Source organism: Croceicoccus sp., from assembly GCF_983967925.1.
The window spans coordinates 97,320-115,119 of the sequence record NZ_CFETID010000001.1 but is presented as its reverse complement, the minus strand read 5'-3'; the positions used below and the strand labels follow the sequence as shown (position 1 = coordinate 115,119).

At 63.7% G+C, this 17,800-nt stretch carries 10 protein-coding genes; 3 read left to right on the top strand and 7 right to left on the bottom strand.

Features of this window, described 5'->3' with window-relative positions:
* The first annotated feature begins 263 nt into the window (after positions 1–263).
* The gene (locus AC4FIJ_RS00525; protein WP_490334768.1) at positions 264–3,533 is read left to right on the top strand and encodes a TonB-dependent receptor; all 3,270 of its coding nucleotides are present in this window, start codon (positions 264–266) and stop codon (positions 3,531–3,533) included.
* Between the two features lie 195 nt (positions 3,534–3,728).
* On the opposite strand, the gene AC4FIJ_RS00520 is transcribed toward AC4FIJ_RS00525, so the two are convergent.
* From AC4FIJ_RS00520 to AC4FIJ_RS00510, 3 genes are read right to left on the bottom strand one after another with little or no spacing between them, the layout of a single operon-like run.
* Entirely contained in the window at positions 3,729–4,907 is a 1,179-nt protein-coding gene (locus AC4FIJ_RS00520; RefSeq protein ID WP_490334767.1) for an endo-1,4-beta-xylanase, read from the bottom strand.
* A gap of 2 nt (positions 4,908–4,909) precedes the next feature.
* The gene (locus AC4FIJ_RS00515; protein ID WP_490334934.1) at positions 4,910–7,291 is read right to left on the bottom strand and encodes a glycoside hydrolase family 3 N-terminal domain-containing protein; all 2,382 of its coding nucleotides are present in this window, start codon (positions 7,289–7,291) and stop codon (positions 4,910–4,912) included.
* Positions 7,292–7,293: 2 nt separating this feature from the next.
* Entirely contained in the window at positions 7,294–9,711 is a 2,418-nt protein-coding gene (locus AC4FIJ_RS00510) for a glycoside hydrolase family 3 N-terminal domain-containing protein (RefSeq protein ID WP_490334766.1), read from the bottom strand.
* Between the two features lie 74 nt (positions 9,712–9,785).
* On the opposite strand from AC4FIJ_RS00510, the gene AC4FIJ_RS00505 reads away from it, so the two are divergent.
* Together AC4FIJ_RS00505 and AC4FIJ_RS00500 are read left to right on the top strand one after the other, a co-directional pair.
* The gene (locus tag AC4FIJ_RS00505; RefSeq protein WP_490334765.1) at positions 9,786–11,858 is read left to right on the top strand and encodes an alpha-glucuronidase; all 2,073 of its coding nucleotides are present in this window, start codon (positions 9,786–9,788) and stop codon (positions 11,856–11,858) included.
* A 48-nt stretch (positions 11,859–11,906) separates the two neighbouring features.
* Complete coding sequence (locus tag AC4FIJ_RS00500) at positions 11,907–13,016, top strand: LacI family DNA-binding transcriptional regulator (protein WP_490334933.1); 1,110 nt, start codon at positions 11,907–11,909, stop codon at positions 13,014–13,016.
* A 30-nt stretch (positions 13,017–13,046) separates the two neighbouring features.
* On the opposite strand, the gene AC4FIJ_RS00495 is transcribed toward AC4FIJ_RS00500, so the two are convergent.
* The 4 genes from AC4FIJ_RS00495 to AC4FIJ_RS00480 are packed head-to-tail and all read right to left on the bottom strand — an operon-like array spanning position 13,047 to position 17,740.
* Positions 13,047–14,957: a sialate O-acetylesterase gene (locus tag AC4FIJ_RS00495; RefSeq protein WP_490334764.1), complete on the bottom strand. Its 1,911-nt coding sequence runs from the start codon at positions 14,955–14,957 to the stop codon at positions 13,047–13,049.
* The gene (locus tag AC4FIJ_RS00490) at positions 14,957–15,838 is read right to left on the bottom strand and encodes an SMP-30/gluconolactonase/LRE family protein (protein WP_490334763.1); all 882 of its coding nucleotides are present in this window, start codon (positions 15,836–15,838) and stop codon (positions 14,957–14,959) included. Before AC4FIJ_RS00490 ends, AC4FIJ_RS00495 begins: the two co-directional genes overlap by 1 nt.
* Entirely contained in the window at positions 15,829–16,611 is a 783-nt protein-coding gene (xylB, locus tag AC4FIJ_RS00485; protein WP_490334762.1) for a D-xylose 1-dehydrogenase, read from the bottom strand. Before xylB ends, AC4FIJ_RS00490 begins: the two co-directional genes overlap by 10 nt.
* Positions 16,612–16,615: 4 nt before the next feature.
* The gene (locus AC4FIJ_RS00480) at positions 16,616–17,740 is read right to left on the bottom strand and encodes a fumarylacetoacetate hydrolase family protein (RefSeq protein WP_490334761.1); all 1,125 of its coding nucleotides are present in this window, start codon (positions 17,738–17,740) and stop codon (positions 16,616–16,618) included.
* Positions 17,741–17,800: the final 60 nt, after the last annotated feature.

The window sequence follows — 17,800 nt, the reverse complement described above, 5'->3', positions numbered from 1 at the left end:
ATACCCCCTAGAACCTTCTCCCGTGTATAAGGATGACACGGTCTAAAAATGTTGCAAGCCCGCACTTGCCAAAGAAAGATCATCGATATAAGCCAGAAGACCGGGATAAATCCAAGCGACTGCCCAGATCAGATGGTAGCGCTAACATGGGGGAGAATATCGTGGTGAAGAACGATATGCAGTGCGCACGGGGTGCGTCTGCGAACGAAGCCATTTTTCGAACATTTCTAAAGGGTGGCGCTTCCGCGCTGGCACTGGGCTGCATGCTCGGTTCGCCGATCGCCTATGCGCAAGACGCCGACAGCGCTGAGGAGCCGGAGCAGGCCGCGCCTGCCGACGAAGGTCTCATCATCGTCAGTGGCATTCGCCAGTCGCTGGCAAACTCGCAGGACATCAAGCGCGATTCCGATACCGTCGTCGATGCCATCACGGCAGCCGACATCGGTGCGCTTCCCGACCGTTCGGTGACCGAAGCGCTGCAGCGTGTCCCGGGCGTCGCGATCAACCGCTTTGCCGGTTCGAACGATCCCGATCACTTCTCGGTCGAAGGTTCGGGCGTCGTTGTCCGCGGCCTCAATTTCGTTCGTTCGGAATTCAACGGCCGCACCGCCTTTTCGGCAGGTGTCGGCGGGCAGGCGCTGAACTTTGCCGACGTTCCGGCAGAGCTTCTCGGCTCGGTCATCATCAGCAAGAACGCCACTGCCGACATGATCGAGGGCGGTCTCGCCGGTACGGTGAACCTGAACACTCGCAAACCGTTCGACAATGACGGTTTCAAGATCGGCTTCAGCCTCGAGGCGAACTACGGCGACTTCCAGAAGGACTGGACGCCCAACATCTCCGGTCTGGTCAGCAACGTCTGGGACACCGACGCGGGCCGTTTCGGCGTGCTGATCAGCGGCGCGTTCTCGCAGATCAAGAGCCGGGCCGACGGTCTTCAGGTGGCGAACTACCAGATCCGCGACGGGCAGACGGTTCCGATCGCGAACACCGCCAATCGCTTCATCTGCCGCAACCCGCTTCCCGCCGACGTCGACAACACGACGCTGCCGCCGCCCAACGCGGTTTGCGGCGCCGAGGGCACCAACGGGCCGGACGGCTTCGCAGACTATGCCGACTTCCGCGTCGCGCCTGTCGGCGGCCAGTTCCGTACGCAGGATTTCAACCGCAAGCGCGACGGTTTCGCGGCTTCGGCACAGTGGGAAAGCGTCGACGAGCGTACGCTGTTCACGGCGGAATTCATCCGTTCGCACACCACCAATTCGTGGGGTGAGCGCACCTATGAAACCGCGCCCGACCTCGCCGAATATTCGACCTATCCGCTCGGCTGTCAGCAGAATGCCGACGGTCCGAACGTGGTCGACAGCAATGGCGTGATCGATCCCAACGATGAAACGCCGCCGCGCGCGCAATGTCCGATCGGCGAGTTCCAGAACTACGTCTACGACGAGGATAATCTGTTCCAGTCGGGCTATATCGTCGATGCCAGCAATGGCTGGCGCGGCGATCCGGGTGCATCGCCCTTCGTGCCGATCGGCGGTTCGCAGTTCTCGCTCGCGCGCCGTCAGGTCATGGATGAGGTTACCAACAGCGACTACAGCCTGAACCTCCGTCATGAGCTGACCGAGCGTGCGACGCTGCGCCTTGATGCCCAGTATGCGACGTCCAAGAAGGACAATCTCGACTTCAGCGTGTTTGGTTCGAACTTCGCGGATCAGGAACTCGATATCTCGGGCAAGTATCCGAACATCATTCCGCACAAGCCGCAGTTCCTCGGCTACAACTGGTCCACGCCGGGCGAGGCGCTGGCCAATGCGAGCGATGCCGAATATTTCGGCGATCCCCGCTTCCAGTTCTGGCGCGCCGCTATGGACCATGCCGAGGACAGCGATGGCGAGCAGTTCGCTTTCCAGGCCGATCTCGACTATGAATTCGACGATTACGCGTTCATTCGCCGCGCCAAGGTCGGGGCCCGCTTCCAGGGCCGCCAGCAGGACGTGCGTTACAGCACGTATAACTGGGGCATGCTCTCCGAAGTCTGGTCGGGTTCGCGTCCGGTCAACTTCGCGGATACCCCCGAAGGCGCGTCGGAGCGTTACGAGTTCCCCAACTTCTTCCGCGGCAAGGTACCCGGACCTCCGGGCGCCTATTACTACAGCGGCGATCTGATCGACGATTACGACGGTTCGGTCGACTTCTTCCAATCGATCCAGGACATCACGCGCGAACGCGGCGGTTCGCCCACCTGGAACCCGCTGGCGGCGCGTGCTGGTGCGATTGACGGAACGCCCTATCTGCCGTCGGATATCCAGACCGTTAAGCAGGACGATTATGCCCTCTACGGCATGCTGGTGTTCGGCTCTGACGATCTGTTCGGCGGGGTCCGCATGTCGGGTAACATCGGTGTTCGCTATGTCCGTACCGACCTGCTTTCTGCAAGTTCGCGCGGTCCCGGCGACGTCGGCAGCCTGAACATTGCCGATCCCTATGACGTGCGCTGCGCAGCGCAGGCGCGTCCGCCGGCAGCGGGCGGCGGTACGGCTCGGCCCGGCGGCATCTGTAACGTCGGTCCCGAGGCCTATGCCGAACTGCAGGATTTCGCAGACGGAAGCTTCACCTATACGCCGGTCAGGAACGACTACGATTATTTCCTGCCGAGCTTCAACTTGCGCCTGGGTCTGACCGATGATCTGATTTCGCGCTTCGCGGTGTCGAAGGTGCTGACGCGGCCCGATAACGGCTACATCCGCAACTACTTCACCTCCAGCATCGACGACTCGGGTAACTTCACGGGTACGGCGGGCAATCCGCTGCTTGTGCCCGCGACGGCCTGGCAGTTCGATGCCAGCCTCGAGTGGTACTTCTCGCGGGTCGGATCGTTGACCTTCAACGCCTTCTACAAGAGCATCGACAACTTCTTCTATCAGTCGGTGCGGCAGGAGACGATCAGCAACGGTTCGGGCGAAACGCGCGAGGTTACCGTTCGCGGCCCGGAGAATTTCGACGGAACGGGCAAGATCAAGGGCTTCGAAGTTGCCTATCAGCAGACCTTCGAATTCCTGCCGGCTCCGCTGGACGGTTTCGGTGTGCAGGCCAACTACACCTACATCGACAGCTCGGGTCTTCCGAACACGTTCCTGAATGGCGGGGAAGTGCCGAACGATTCGCCGGTGCCGCCTGGAAACCTGCCGCTTGAACAATTGTCCAAGCACAATGTGAACGTGGCGGGCTTCTATGAAAAGGGACCGATCTCGCTGCGCGCCGCGTATAACTGGCGTTCGCGTTTCCTGCTGACCGCGTCGGACGTGATCTTCCCGTATTACTCGATCTTCAACGAGGCGACGGGCCAGCTTGACGCTTCGCTGTTCGTGAATGTCAGCGACAATATCAAGGTCGGCGTCCAGGGTGTGAACCTGCTGAACGAAGTGACCGAGACGTCGCAGGCTTATACGGGCGATCCGTCCCTGTTGGCACCGCGCTCGTTCTTCATGAACGACCGCCGCTATTCCTTCATCATCCGAGGGAACTTCTAAACACGGTAATTACGTGCTTGCTCCAACTGGGCTGCCTCGATCCGATCGAGGCGGCCCATTTTTTTGTGAGGCAGGCCGGACAGGGATGCCAAGGCCGCACACCTTCACAGGCCATGGAAAAGGGCGCGGAAAACTCTTTCCCGCGCCCTTCTTATGCCGGTCCCTTGGCAGAACCGGGTGTTTTTCAACGCCCCGTCAGACGGCGGCCTGACGCAGCGATTCCGCGATCGCATCGCGCATCGGCTTCGCGCGATAATTGCTGTCATAGGGCGCGCCGCGCACTTCAAGACCATCCTCTCGCCGCGCCTGGTCAAAGCCCTGCAGCCAGTTGAAGCGGTCTACCATGCCCCAGACGAGGATGTCGTCGAGGTGGTCCGAATATTCCAGCATCACGTCGAAATAGCGGCGCGCAAAATCCGCAACGCGCGCATCGCGAACCGCGATGTCGGCCGGTAGCGCCTTGTCCTTGACGTCGAACTCCGTGATCAGCAGCCGATAACCCATGCCCGTCACCTCGTCGAGAAAGCGGCGCCATTCCCTGTCGTCATAGGGCCCGATGCCGGTCGCCGGGTCGATCTCGAACATCTCGATATGCGACTGGATGCCAAGCGCATCGACCGGCGTTCCTCGCTTGCGAAGACCTTCCAGCAAACGAAGCACGTCGGCGCGATGCTCGGCATGCTGCGGCTCCCAGCTCATGTAGTCGTTATAGACCAGCTGGGCCGTCGGCAGTTGTTCGCGCGCGGTATGGAAGGCCAGGTCGATGACCGCTTCCGGACTGCCCATCGCCTTGCTCAGGCTGGTTTCGATGGGGGCATTGGTGTCGTGGTCGATCGCCTCGTTCACCACGTCATAGCTGGTGATGACGCCGCGATAGCGGTCGGTCACGGCGCGAATATGCTCGGTCAGCAATCGCTCGGCTTCGACCACCGGATTGGCGCCGAAGTCGTAATCGTTCAGCCACTTGGGAAACCACTGCGGCCGGTGCCACAGCAAGGTGTGGCCGCGCATGTCGAGGTTCTGGGACTTTGCCCACGCCACCATCGCATCCATGCGGGAGAAATCGTAAGTGTCGCGGGAAGGGCGGATCGCCTGCCACTTCATTTCGTTTTCGGGGACGACCAATCCGCATTCGGCGGTGACGACGGCCGCATAGGACGGATTCTGAAACGATCCGGCGTCGACATTGCCGGGGGTCGAGGCCACCGCACTTCCGAAGCGCCGTCCGCCCATCATGGCGAGCTCGTCAAGCGATGGAGGTGCCGAAACCGGCGCGTCCAAACCGCCCATGCCGCCATTGGTACATCCTATCAGCGGCAGGGCAGCCATGCCCGCAAGAGCGCTGCGGCGATTTATGATCGGGCCGTTGGTCATGTTCAGACAATCTCCACTTCGATGGATTTGAGCGCGTTGCTGCCCGGTCCGCTCGATAGTGTGACCGGGCCGGGTTCGTTCACTTCCTTCATGTCGCGGTTCCAGAACGCGAGCTGCCGCGGCTCGATCGCGAACCGCAGGCTGCGGCTCTCGCCGGGTGCCAGCTCCACGCGTTCGAACGCCTTCAATTCGAGCACCGGGCGCGTGACGGATACGTCCTCGCGCGTGATGTAAAGCTGCACGACTTCGCTGCCTGCGCGCGTGCCGATGTTGGCGACGTCCACCGTCACCGGTATCGTTTCGTTGGCACCATAACGCGTCTTGGCGGTGCGAGGCTCGGACACGGAAAAGCGGGTGTATGACAGGCCGTGCCCGAACGGAAACAGAGGGCTTTCATCGTCGAACAGATAGCCGCGCCGCGCGCTGGGCTTGTGGTTATAGAAAGAGGGCACCTGACCGGCATTGCGAACGACCGTCACCGGCAGCTTCGCGCCCGGATTGATGTCGCCCAGCAGCGCTTCCGCCATGGCGATCCCGCCTTCCTGCCCGGGATACCAGCATTCCAGCATCGCATCGGCCCTGGCCACGACATTGGGCCAGCTTGGCGGGCGGCCGTTGATCGCGCACACGACCAGCGGCATGCCCAGCGCGGCCATCGCATCGACCAGCGCGTTTTGTTCGCCGACGATGTCGATATCGGTCCTGTCACCCAGATGGTTGGCCGCAAAGCCCTCGCGGCTCGTCTGTTCGGTATCGCCTATGGCGAGCACGATGACATCGGCCGATTTCGCCACTTCGACCGCTTCGGCGATCAGGCGCATGTTCTCTTCGCGGTCGGCCAGCGTGATCTCGTCCTGCGAGCGGTCTTCGCTGGTGGTGATGAAGACGCCCTGCGCCGTCACGAAATCGGCATCCGGGGCAATCGCCCGCAGCCCTTCGATCAGGCTGATCGCCTGTTTGGGCACCGAGGAATAGCCGCCGAGCCGCGCGATCGCGTGATTGGGTCCGATCACCGCCACCCGCCCCATCGCCGCGCGGTCGAGCGGCAAGACGCCCCCGTCATTCTTCAGCAGGCACATCGACTTGCGCGCCGCCTCCAAGGCGAGCGCGCGGGCTTCCTCGTTACCGGTGATCGCGGCGGCCAGCGCCGCATCGCCAAAGGGGTTTTCGAACAATCCGGCGCGCATCTTGAACGCCAGCATCCGCGCGCAGGCCGTGTCGATCAGGCTGACCGGAATACGGCCAGCCTCGACCGCGTCCTGCAGCGCGGCGAAGGCCATGCCTTCGGGCAGTTCGCTGTCGACGCCCGCGACCAGCGACTGGTGTGCGGCTTCTTCCAGATCGGCCGCGACATGATGCAGCGTATCGAGTTCGTGGACGCCGCCATAATCGCTGACCACCACGCCGTCGAAGCCCCATTCCCCGCGCAGCACGGTGCCCAGCAGCCAGGCATTGCCGTGGCTGGGCACGCCGTCGATCTCGTTATAGCTGGGCATCACCGCGCCGACCGACGTTCGGCGCACGATCTCGCGGAAAGGCGGAAAGAAATTGTCGCGCAATTCCCGCTCGGAAACCTCGGCGGGCGAGACATTATTGCCGCCTTCGGGCTGACCGTGGCCGGTCATGTGCTTCAGCGTCGCGAAAACCTTGCCCTCGCGCAGCTTCTCGAACTTGCCCGGTCCCTGCAGGCCTTCCACCGCGGCAACGCCCATTTCGCTGACGAGGTATGGATCCTCGCCCCACGTCTCCTCGATCCTGCCCCAGCGCGGGTCGCGCACGATGTCGACGACGGGGCTCAGCACCAGCGGCACACCGCGGGCACGGGTTTCGCGCGCTATGACCGACTGGATCCGCCGCATCAGATCGGTATCGAAGGTTCCCGCCAGCGCAATCGCCTGCGGGAACATGGTCGCCTCGGTCGCCATATAGCCGTGCAGCGATTCCTCGTGCAGCAGGACCGGAATGCCAAGGCGCGTGTCCTGTGTCGCCCAGCGTTGCAGCGCATTGATGAACTCGACCGTCTGGGCGGGCGTGCGCCAGCGCGCCGCGGTTCCGCCCGCCGCGCCCGCAACGCCCGGAACGCCGCGCTTGTCGGACGGGCGGGTGATGTGGCCGATATTGTCGGGAAAGGCGGCGCTGGCCCTGGCCGGGTCGAAGGCTAGCCCGTCGATCATCTCGCCCTTGCCCTGCCACGCGGTGCGGATCTGCTGGATCTTCTCGTCCAGTGTCATGCGCGCCATCAGGTCCGCGACGCGCGCCGGGATGGGCGCGCGCGCATCCTTGTAGAGCGGCGAGGCCTGCGCGAAAGCAGCCGGTGCCTGCGCACAGGCGAGGGCACCCATGCTGGTACCAGCAACGAGCCTGAGGGCCGTGCGGCGGTCCATCGTCATGGCACCACCTCTAGCGTGACGTCCTGAAGCTCGCTGGAGTTCGGGCCCACCATGATCGTGAAATCACCCGGTTCGACCACGCGCTTCATATCGCGGTTCCAGAGGGCAAAGGCATCGGCGCGGATGGGGATGTCGACATTGACCTCCTCGCCCGGTTGCAGCGTCACGCGGCGGAAACCGGCCAGTTCCTTGACCGGGCGCGTGACCGAGCTGACATTGTCGCGCAGATAGACCTGCACCACCTCGTCGCCGGCAATGGCGCCAATGTTGCGCACCGGAACGCGTACGGTGACGCCCTGTCCGGCACGGATGCTGGAAGCCGACACTTGCGGCGTGCCAAACGCGAAATCCGTATAGGAAAGTCCGAAGCCGAATGGATAAAGCGGGGTCACGTCGCTGAACAGATAGCCCCGCCGCGCGCTAGGCTTGTAATTGTAGAAGTTGGGCACCTGCCCGACATCGCGGGCCACGGTGACGGGCAGCTTGCCGCCCGGATTGATGCGCCCGAACAGCGCATCGGCGATCGCATTGCCCTGCTGTTCGCCCGCGTACCACGTCTCGACGATGGCATCGGCCCCTTCGGCAAGCGCCGGATAGCTGGGCGGCCTGCCATTGACGAGCACGGCGACGATGGGCTTGCCCAGAGCCTTCAGCGCCTCGAACAATGCGTTCTGCTCACCGACAAGGTCGAGGCTGGTCCGGTCGCCCAGATGCGCGTCGGCCCATGCCTCGCGGCTCGTCTGTTCGGTGTCGCCGACGAACAGCAGGATCGTGTCGGCGTCTTTTGCCGCCTCGACCGCCTGTGCGATCAGCGCCCGGTTGTCCTGCGGGTCGGCAAGCTGGACCTCATCCTCCCACCAGTCGTCGTTCAGCGTGATCCTGACGCCGGGCGCATGAACGATCTCGGCCCTGTCGCCCACCAGCGCGCGAATGCCTTCGAGCGGGCTGACGGTCTTTCGCGGAATGCCATAGTAACCGCCCAGACGCGCCACATCGGCATTGGGACCGATCACCGCGATCACGGGCCTTTCGCCCTCGGGCATGGCGAGCGGCAATATGCCATCATTCTTTAGCAGAATAAGCGACTTCCCGGCCGCCTTTCGGGCCAGAGCCACCCCTTCCGGACCGTTGGAGGCGAGGGCAGGGGCCATGTCGCTGACAAAGGGGTCCTCGAACAGACCTGCATTGAATTTCATCGTCAGGATGCGCGCGACCGCCGTATCGATCTGCTGCTGCGTGATAAGCCCCTGATCGAGCAGGTCGCCCAGATTGCGATAGGATACGCCGTCGGGAAAATCGACATCGACGCCCGCGTCGAGCGCCAGCTTCGCCGCGGCGGGCACGTCGCTGGCGATCCTGTGGCGCGAGACCAGTTCCTCGATCGCGAAATAGTCCGACACCACCGCCCCGTCATAGCCCCATTCGCCGCGCAGGATGTCATGTAGCAGCCAGCGGCTCGAATGGCTGGGGATGCCGTCGATCTCGTTATAGCTGGCCATAACCACGTCGATGGCGGTGCGGTCCACGACCTCCTTGAAGGGCGGAAAGAACATCTCGCGCAAGGTCCGTTCCGAGATCTGCGCCGGGCCGGTATTGGTGCCGCTTTCGGGCTGTCCATGGCCCGTCATGTGCTTGAGCGTGGCCAGCACCTGTCCTTCGCCCAGCTTGGGGTTCGTGCCGGTGCCCTGCAGGCCCTCGACCGCGGCGACGCCCATTTCGCTGACGAGATAGGGATCCTCGCCAAAGGTCTCCTCGATCCGGCCCCAGCGCGGATCGCGGGCGACATCGACCACGGGGGACAGCACCTGGTGCACTCCGCGTGCGCGAACTTCCGAAGCGATGTGGTCGTTGACCTCGCGCACCAGATCGGGATCCCACGTCGATGCCAGCCCGATCGACTGCGGAAAGCTGGTCGCATCCCGCGCGGCAAAACCGTGCAGCGATTCCTCGTGCATCAGGACCGGTATGCCAAGCCGCGTATTCTCGCGCGCCCAGCGCTGCACGGCATTGGCATATCCCACGCTTTCCTCGATCGAGCGCGGCGGGTTGATGCGGGGGCTGCCCGGACCCGCCCGGTCGGACGGGCGCGTGAAGAAACCGATGCCGTCGGGATAGAGTGCGCTGGCCTTCGCGGGATCGAAGCTGTCGCCATCGCTCTGTACATGGGCCTTCGTCGTCCAGAGGCTGATCATCTGCGCCAGCTTTTCCTCGACCGTCATCCGCGCCATCAGGTCGGCGACGCGGCGTTCGACGGGAAGCGATGCGTCCCAATAGGGCGCGTCGGCAACGGGCCGCGCGATGTCCTGCGACTTGGTCAGGTCCTGCGATTGGGCTGATGCGATCGGCGCGCCGACAGCCGAGAACGCGGCAAGCGCCGCGCCGGCGATCAGGGCGGCACGCAGGCTGTTCAACATCGAAAATACTCTCCCGAACGCCGCGGCTTGACAGCGCGGATCTTTGTGTTAGCGCTACCATGATGGGAGAGAACATGCTTGTCAACCGGCTGGCCGCGGCGCTGCTGGCGGCCCTTGGCGCGATTTCGCTGTCGCCCGTCGCGCATGGCGAAGACGGCTATGATCTGTGGCTGCGCTACCCGCAGCTGGAGGGTGCCGCCGCCGAAAAGTTGAATGCATTCAATCCCGTAATTGCTACTCCTTCGACGCGCGGCGAAACCGTCGATGTCGCGTTGGACGAGCTGGAGGCGGGCCTGTCCTCGCTGCTGGGCCGTCCGCTCGGCACGGGTAGCGGCGGGCGGATCACGCTCGATTGCGGCGCGCCCAATGCCGATCCCTCCGGCCGGTTCCGCGTTACCGGCAGCAGCGCGGAAATCCGCATCGTCGCCGACGAACCTGTCGGATGTCTCTATGGCAGTTTCGCGCTGCTTCGCGAATTGTCGCTGGGCAGGGCGCCCGATCAGATCGCGCTGGACGAGGCACCGGCGATGGATCTGCGCATGCTCAACCATTGGGACAATCCCGACGGCAGCGTGGAGCGCGGCTATGCCGGACGTTCCATCTTCGACTGGTGGCATCTGCCCCGGCGCGTCGATACGCGCATGATAGATTATGCGCGCGCGAACGCATCGCTGGGCATCAACGGCACGGTGGTGAACAATGTCAACGCCAGCCCGCTGTTTCTGACGCCGCGCTACCTTCCCAAGCTTGCCGCGCTGGCCGATGCGTGGCGGCCCTATGGCATCCGGATCTATATCTCCGCGCGGTTCAGCGCGCCGCGCGATGTCGGGGGGCTGGACACGGCCGATCCGCTGGACCCGCAGGTAAGGGCATGGTGGAAGGCCAAGGCGGATGAGATCTATGCCGCCATTCCCGATTTCGGCGGATTCCTTGTAAAGGCCAATTCGGAGGGCCAGCCCGGCCCGCAGGATTACGGCCGCACCCACGCCGACGGCGCCAACATGCTGGCGGACGCGGTGGGCGGGCGCGGAACGATCATCTGGCGCGCCTTCGTCTATTCCGCCGAGGACGAGACCGACCGCGCCAAGCAGGCCTATGAGGAGTTCGTTCCGCTGGACGGCCAGTTCGCGGATAATGTGATCGTGCAGGTCAAGAACGGCCCCATCGATTTCCAGCCGCGCGAGCCGTTTCACCCGATGTTCGGCGCAATGCCGAATACCAGGCTGATGCTGGAAGCGCAGCTGACCAAGGAATATCTCGGCTTTGCGAGCCATCTGGCGTTTCTGGCCCCGATGTGGACCGAAGTGCTGGATGCCGAAACGGGGCGGGGCGGGGACGTTGCCGATATCATCGCGCCTGCCGGCATGGCGGGCGTCGCCAATACCGGGTCGGATCGCAACTGGACCGGATCGGATTTCGATCAGGCGAACTGGTATGCGTTCGGCAGGCTTGCATGGGATCCGGCGCTGACGGCGGACGGCATCGCCCGCGAATGGGCGGCGCTGACCTTCAGCCGCGATCCCGCGTTTCTGCAGGCGGTCGTGCCGATGATGATGGAAAGCCGGCAGGCCGTCGTCGATTACATGACGCCGCTGGGCCTTGCCCATCTGATGGGTACGGGACACCATTATGGTCCCGCGCCGTGGGTCTGTGATCTGGCACGGCCTGAATGGAACCCATGCTATTATCACAAGGCGGATGCGCGGGGCATCGGCTTTGACCGCACCGCCGCCGGGACCGATGCGCTGGCGCAATACGCGCCCTCTGTCGCATCTGGCTGGTCCGATCCCCGCACCATGGATCAGGATTACCTGCTGTGGTTCCACCATGTGCCGTGGGATTTTCGGGTGCAGTCGGGCCGCACGCTGTGGCAGGAACTGGCCGCGCGCTATGACCGCGGCGTGGCAACCGTGTCGGATATGCGCGCGACATGGCGGACGCTTGCGCCATTCGTCGACCGGCAGCGTTTCAAGGCCGTTTCCGACATGCTGGAAATTCAGCAGGAAGAGGCGCAATGGTGGCGGGATGCATCGCTGGCCTATTGGCAGGATCTGAACGGCCTGGCCCTTCCGGCCGGTAGTGCGGCGCCCGCCATGACGCTGGACGAATATCGGGCCCTCGAATTTCCCGAGGCTCCGGGTGAATGAGCGTGCTTGCCGGAAAAGCTGAAGCGGGTCTATGTCAAGGCGATGAAGATGCAGGACAGTGACACGAAGCTTCCGCGCAGGCGCGCCGCACGTCGGGGTAATTCCGCGCCCACCATCGGCGACGTAGCGCGCGAGGCGGGCTGTTCGCCCATGACGGTCAGCCGCGTGATCAACGGCGAGGCGAATGTCCGCGAACAGACGCGCGAACTGGTGCTCGAGGCGATCCGCAAGCTGAACTATGCGCCGAACCGGGCTGCCCGCAGCCTCGCCGGGGGCGAGCAGTTGCGTATCGCGCTGATGTTCGACAACCCGTCGGCGTCCTATCTCAGCGAGTTCCTGATGGGCGCGCTGGAAGAAGCGAGCCGCAACGACATCCATCTGGAAGTGCAAAGGTGCGAGAGCGCCGAGGAAGCCCTGTCGATCATGGGCAAGCTGGCGAAGGAAGGCATCGACGGCTTCATCCTGCCGTCGCCGCTTTGCGACGACCAGAAAGTGCTCGATCTCGCCCGCGAACTGGATGCGGTTTCGATCGCGGTGGGCCCGGGCAAGGCAGAGGGGTTGCACGGCGCCGTCATGATCGACGAATTCCAGGCCGCCTATGACATGACCAAGCATATCATCGACCTGGGGCACGAGCGGGTCGGCTTTATCATCGGAAACCCGGAACAGATCGCCAGCGGCCGCAGGCTCAACGGTTTCCGCGCAGCCATGCTCGACGCTGGCCTGACACCGGATGAAGAGCTGATCGTGCAGGGCCGCTTTACCTATCGTTCGGGTATGGCCGGGGCGGAGAGATTGCTGTCCGTCCATCCGCAGCCGACCGCCATCTTCGCTTCCAACGACGACATGGCCGCCGCAACGGTCGCCGTCGCGCATCGCAAGCATCTCGACGTGCCCAACGACATCACCGTATGCGGTTTCGACGACACGGCCATGGCCAGCACGATCTGGCCCGAACTGACCACGATCCGCCAGCCCATTCGCGAGATGACGGCCTGGGCCGTGACCGCCATCGCGCGGATCATCCGGTCGAAACGCACCGACGGCAGGGCCAAGCCGCAGCAGAAGATCCTGCCCTATACGCTGGTGCGCCGCGAGTCCGACGCCGCGCCAAGCCTTGCGCGCGGGTCGGCGAACTCTCTGCTGAGCGATCGCTAAGGGCTGGCGTGTACCGTCAGGCGGCGGCGATTAACGCTCGACCTTGAGTTCAAAGCCCGGCACTGGCAGACCGCGACCGTCATAGAGATTGACGATGGGCGCGTCCGACCATGCATGGCGCACCCGCGTCACAGCCTGCCCGTCCGCCGCGATCAGCATGGCATCGCCTTGCAGGGCCGGAAGCACATAGCGGCAGCTTTCCTGCGTTTCGCCGCATAGTTCGACGCCCAGCGCATAAGGCCCGCCATGGGCCCGAAGGCCGCCTTCGATACCGGAAAAGCGGACGGTGACCGTCTCGCCCGCCAATGTCGCGGCCACCGGCATCGGCATGGGCGCACGCTCTGCGGCCATCGCAAGGCGCTTGCCCAGTACGTTCTTATTAGCCGGGTGGATATCGCTCGGCTCGCCAATGTCGATCGCCGTGACCAGCGCGGCATTGCCGTCCGCCGCCACGGCATCGAGCTGCTCCTGCCGCAACTGCGCCCATCCCGAAGCGGTCGGCTGCGACACTTCCTCGCCGTAATTGGCAAGCTGCACGACAATCATGCGCGCCTGATCGCCGAACTGCTTGCGCCATCCCTTGAAAAGCACGTCCAGCTTGCCGTCGTAATCAGGCTGGCCGACATCGGCTTCACCCTGATACCAGGCCACGCTGGCCAGCCTCATCGGCCCAAGTGGTGCGATCATGGCATTGTGCATCACGCCCATGCCGGCATTGGCATCCCATGGCGCACGCGGCGGCACACCGTCGATATCGGAAATCGAATAGCGCCAGCCGCTCCCCATCGGAATCGTCGCACCGCCGCCCGTTTCGAAGAAAAGGCGGTCCGGACCGGCGAAAAACCCGCCCATGTCCCACATATTGTTTGCGGCGATGAGGATCTCGTTCTTCCCCTCGCGCAGATATTCCGCCGGAATGCGATAGTGCCGCTCGACACCCCAGCCGAAGGTATAGCCGACCGGATGGCCGTTGACCCACGTCATGTCGAGGTCGTCGATCGCCCCGATCGAAAGCGTGCCGTCCTGTCCGGCCTGTTCGGCGGAAAGCGTCAGATCCTGCCTCAGCCAGACATTGGCGATCGGATCCGTGTCCAGCCCGGTGCCCTTCCATTCGTTCCAGAAGGAAACTTGCGGCACGTCGGTCCATTCCAGCATGTCCGGATCGGTCCAGGGTTCGCGGTTCGTGTCGTTCTGGCGGTACCAGTCATACCATTGCGGCGCGAAACTCTGTGCGGCGGCCATCGGATCGCGGTCGTAGAGCATGAGCTGCGCGACCGCGTCCTTGCCAAAGCGCGCCTCCACGCCCTGCGGATCGAACCATGCGCGCGCGGCGCTGCCGCCCCAGTTCGAATGGATAAGGCCGACCGGCACGTCTGGCCGTTCTTCGCGCAGCTGCTTCGCCATGAAATAGCAGGCAGCCGAAAAATCCGCGACGCTGTCGCTGTCCGCAGCCTTCCAATCGACCGGCGCGGCAAAGGAGTCCTGCTCGGTCGAGGCGGTCGCTTGCGGGATCATCAGCAGGCGCATCGCTTCGTCGCCGGCCTGACGCAGTTCGTTGAAGGTGTTCAAGGCGCGCGTGACCGACAGTTCCATGTTCGACTGTCCCGAACACAGAAAGACATCGCCGATCAGCAGGTCGTTCAAGGTCGCGGTTCCGGTAGGGCCGCTGACCGTCAGTTCCACGCCGTCGACGCTGGCCGAACGCGCCGGGAAGGTCAGGGTGAATGCGCCATCCTCCGCAGCCGTCGTTCGCGCGTTCGTTCCGCCAAACGTCCCTCTGACCTCTGCGCCAGGAGCAGCCTTGCCCGCGATCGTGACCGGCTCGCCCCGCTGCAGGACCATGCCATCGCCATAGGCCGGGCCGAGAACGGGCGCAGCATTGGCGGCGAAGGGAAGGGCGGCGCAGGAAGAAAGCGCGGCAATGGCGATCGCGCGGCGCATCACAGCTTTGCCCGTGCCTGTTCGAACCCTTTCACCGGGGCCTCGAAAGCCAGCAGGCTTCCCGCCAGCGGAAAATGCTTCATATCCTCATCCGTCATGTTTTTCGTGGCCGTCGTGACATAGGCGGTCGAAAGATCGCGTCCCCCGAATGCCATCTTGGTAATGTCGCGCGCAGGCATGTCGATCGTCGCCACCAGCCTGCCATCGGGTGAGAAACGCGCGACCTTCGCCCCCATGTAAAGACCCGTCCAGACGTGATCCTCGGCATCGACGACCGGCCCGTCCGGGAATGCATCGGGGAACAGCGCGGCGGTATCCGCAAAGGGCCGCGCTTCGCCAAGGCCGTCCTTGGACAGATCGGCGACCATGATCTTCTGGCCGCCGGTGTCGGTGAAATAGATCCGGTCGCCCTGCGCATTGACCGCGGGACCATTGGTGATCGTGATGCCCGAAGGCCCGGCGGGCGTGATCTCGCCGCGGTCGAACACGTAGAAACGGCCCGAACCCTGCCCCTCGGCATCGTCCATCGATCCGAACCATACGCGGCCCCGGGGATCGGTACACGCATCGTTCAGCCGGTTGTTTGCCGGTTCGCCCGGCACCTCGACCAGTCTTTCGAACTGTTCGCTATCGGGATCGAAGGTGAACAGCCCGGTTTTCAAACCGCACAGCAGCAGGCCTTCTTCTGCCGGGATGGCCCAGCCGATCTGGTCAGGCGCCTGTGCAAAGCCATTGTTTCCGCTGGCCGGGTCGTAATGCCACAGCCGGTGACGCTTGATGTCGACGAACCAGACCAGATCGCGCTGTGCATCCCACAACACGCCTTCGCCCAGCTTTGCGCGCGGATCGATGACGGCCCTGACGTCGACCTTTATCTCCATCCGGCATCGACCCAATAGTTGTGCGCGGTGCAGAAACGGGCATCGTCGGAGGCAAGGAACATCGCCATGGCCGCGATGTCGCACGGCTGGATCCGTCCGTCGAGGCACTGCGCCTCCACGATCTCCGCTTCGCCTTCGGGCGTGTACCAGCGCATCTGGCGGGGCGTCTGCACATTGCCGGGCAGGATCGTGTTGACCCTGATGCCGTCGCGGCCAAGTTCCCGGGCAAGGCTGCGGGTCATGCCTTCGATCGCGGCCTTTGCGGTCTGGTAGAGCGTAAGGTCGCGCAGCCCCAGATGCCAGCTGATCGAACCGAGATTGACGATGCTGCCGCCGCCGGCCTTCTTCATGGCGGGGACGACGGCCTGCGCGGCAAAGAACTGATGCTTCAGGTTCACCGCCATGCGGTCATCCCAATATTGCGAGGTGACGTCGGAAAGCGAATGACGATCGTCGCTGGCGGCATTGTTGATCAGGACGTCGCAGCCGCCCAGATCGCCCACGATGCCGTTCAGCTTCCCCATATAGCCGTCGATGTCGGTGATGTCGCAATGATGAAAACGCGGCGGAACCTTGGCATTGGCAAGCCGCTCGACCAGCGCCTCGCTTTCGGCCTTCTGCACGTCGACGAAAACCACGGCCGCGCCCTGCGACACGAACCCCTCGACAATTCCTTCCCCGATCCCCGACGCTCCGCCGCTGACGACTACCCGTTTGCCAGCGAGGCTCGGGTAGCTTGCCCGTTCTGCCAATGTCTCTTTTTCCCTAATCATGATGTCAGATCCGCTCGACCAGCCCGCGACCCGCGAGATTGCGAACGAATTCGCCGATGCCCATCGTCCAGGCCGGCGCGTCGCGCGAAGTGGTCACGCGATTGGAAAGACGACCGATCCTTACGGAACTGATCGTCACGATATCGCCTTCCTTGTGCGTGAAACCGGCGCCGGGTGTATCGCGATCCTGCGTCGGCGCAAACAGCGTGCCACAGAACAGCACGAAGCCGTCGGGATAATGATGCTCCGACAGGCACTGGCGTACCAGTTCCAGCGGATCGCGGCTGATCTCCGCCATCACGTTCTCGCCTTCCAGCAGATAGCCGTCGGCCCCCTCGATATTCAGTTCGATATGGGCGTTGCGCACGTCCTCTATGCCGAACCCGTCGTCGAACAGGCGGATGAACGGCCCGATCGAGCAGCTTGCGGTATTGTCCTTGGCCTTCGACAGCAGCAGGGCAGAGCGCCCCTCGAAATCGCGCAGGTTGACGTCATTGCCCAGCGTCGCACCGACGACCTCGCCATGCGCGTCGCAGACCAGCACGACTTCGGGTTCGGGATTGTTCCACGAGGAATCCGATCGCACGCCGATCGGTGCGTCATGCCCCACGGATGACAACACGGGCGACTTGGAGAAAATCTCCGCATCGGGGCCGATCGCCACTTCCAGATATTGCGACCACATGCCCTCTTCGATGAGGGCGGCCTTCAGCTCCTCGGCCTCTGCACTGCCGGGAACGACGGAGCGGATGCCGCTACCGACCTTTTCCTCGAGCTGGGCGCGAATCTCGGATGCCTTGGCGGCATCGCCGCGGGCGCGTTCCTCGATCACACGCTCGATCGCCGAGAGGGCGAAGGTCACCCCGCTCGCCTTGATGCATTGCAGATCGATCGGGGACAGCAGCGTCCACCCGTCGGGCAGGCCGTCATCGACCATGCCGATCTCGCGCCCGCCATCGAATGTCCGGCGCGCAATGGCGCCCGACATGCTGGCCGCGACATCGGTGATGTCGAACACACGCCCTTCGCGAATGGCGATTACCACGGGTCCGTCCGCCGTTTCGGCACGTCCCAGGAACTGACCCTGCGCGTGATCCGACGGCAGGATATCGATAAGTCTGAAAGCCATTTTCGGCTCTTGCCCTCCCAACTGATAGCGCTACCATAGGTACGACATTTAACGTGGGCA

Coding starts and splice junctions, on each gene's coding strand:
- AC4FIJ_RS00505 (WP_490334765.1), top strand. CDS start 9,786: ATGCTTGTCAACCGGCTGGCCGCGGCGCTGCTGGCGGCCCTTGGCGCG.
- AC4FIJ_RS00480 (WP_490334761.1), bottom strand. CDS start 17,740: ATGGCTTTCAGACTTATCGATATCCTGCCGTCGGATCACGCGCAGGGT.
- xylB (WP_490334762.1), bottom strand. CDS start 16,611: ATGATTAGGGAAAAAGAGACATTGGCAGAACGGGCAAGCTACCCGAGC.
- AC4FIJ_RS00525 (WP_490334768.1), top strand. CDS start 264: ATGCTCGGTTCGCCGATCGCCTATGCGCAAGACGCCGACAGCGCTGAG.
- AC4FIJ_RS00495 (WP_490334764.1), bottom strand. CDS start 14,957: ATGCGCCGCGCGATCGCCATTGCCGCGCTTTCTTCCTGCGCCGCCCTT.
- AC4FIJ_RS00510 (WP_490334766.1), bottom strand. CDS start 9,711: ATGTTGAACAGCCTGCGTGCCGCCCTGATCGCCGGCGCGGCGCTTGCC.
- AC4FIJ_RS00515 (WP_490334934.1), bottom strand. CDS start 7,291: ATGGACCGCCGCACGGCCCTCAGGCTCGTTGCTGGTACCAGCATGGGT.
- AC4FIJ_RS00520 (WP_490334767.1), bottom strand. CDS start 4,907: ATGACCAACGGCCCGATCATAAATCGCCGCAGCGCTCTTGCGGGCATG.
- AC4FIJ_RS00490 (WP_490334763.1), bottom strand. CDS start 15,838: ATGGAGATAAAGGTCGACGTCAGGGCCGTCATCGATCCGCGCGCAAAG.
- AC4FIJ_RS00500 (WP_490334933.1), top strand. CDS start 11,907: ATGCAGGACAGTGACACGAAGCTTCCGCGCAGGCGCGCCGCACGTCGG.